At 72.3% G+C, this 914-nt stretch carries 1 protein-coding gene and 1 pseudogene; both read left to right on the forward strand.

The window, feature by feature from the left end; genetic code table 11:
• A pseudogene (locus STARVERO_RS21715) lies at window positions 1–316 on the forward strand (phage portal protein family protein); the annotation flags it as partial.
• 6 nt (window positions 317–322) lie between these two features.
• A partial coding sequence (locus STARVERO_RS21720) for a phage head morphogenesis protein (RefSeq protein ID WP_280178160.1) occupies window positions 323–914 on the forward strand: 592 nt, incomplete at its 3' end.

The following is a 914-nucleotide window of genomic DNA, read 5'->3' on the forward strand; positions in this document are numbered from 1 at the left end:
GGCGCCGGCCACGGCGCGCGCCCTGCACCCGGTCTGCCCCGGCTGCGGCCAGCGGCATGCCCCGGCGCTGGCGGCGCAGGTCGCGCCGGCGGACGACGAGCTGGTGTCGATCCTGGTCGAGACCTTCGGCGACTGGGTCGCGATCACCGATCCGCTGTTCGAGCCGATGCGCGAGGCGTTGGAGGGCGCCACCTCCTACGCCGAGCTGCGCGCGGCGATGCTGGAGGCCGTCACGCGGATGGATCGGTCGGCGCTGGCCGACGCGATCGCGCGGGCGACGGCGAAGGCACGTGGCCTCGGCGACGTCGAGGACTGACAGGCCATGGCCGACGTGTCGCTGAGCACGAACCCGCCCGAGGACGTGCTGGACTATTGGGCCGGCAAGCAGCTGCGCCCGCGCTTCAGCCACCTCGATGTCTGGGCGGAGGAGCACGCCTATGCCCACACCGTCGCCGGCGTCACCGAGATGCGGGTGCTGGGCGAGTTCGACCAGGCCATCGGTCAGGCGCTTGAGCGCGGCATGACGTTCGAGCAGTTCCGGGCCGAGATGCGCGACCGCCTGACGCCGCAGGGCTGGTGGGGGCCGCGCACCGTCGCGGACCCGACCGGCGTCGATCCGGCCAGGGTGGTGGACTTCTCGCTTCCCCGGCGCCTTGAGGTGACCTTCTGGAGCAACATGCGCTCGGCGCGTGCCGCCGGCCAGTGGGCGCGGGCGCAGCGCTCCAAGCGCATGCTGCCGTATTTTTTGTACGTCGAGACCACGGCGCTGGAGCCGCGCGCCGAGCACCTCGGCTGGGTCGGCCTGATCCTGCCGGTGGATCACCCTTTCTGGCGCACGCATTTCCCGCCCAATGGCTGGGGCTGTCTCTGCCGTGTCCGCCAGATCACGGAAGCCGAGGCGCGCCGGCTGCTCG

It is taken from the genome of Starkeya nomas, assembly GCF_902703545.1.
Classification (GTDB): Bacteria; Pseudomonadota; Alphaproteobacteria; order Rhizobiales; family Xanthobacteraceae; genus Ancylobacter; species Ancylobacter moscoviensis.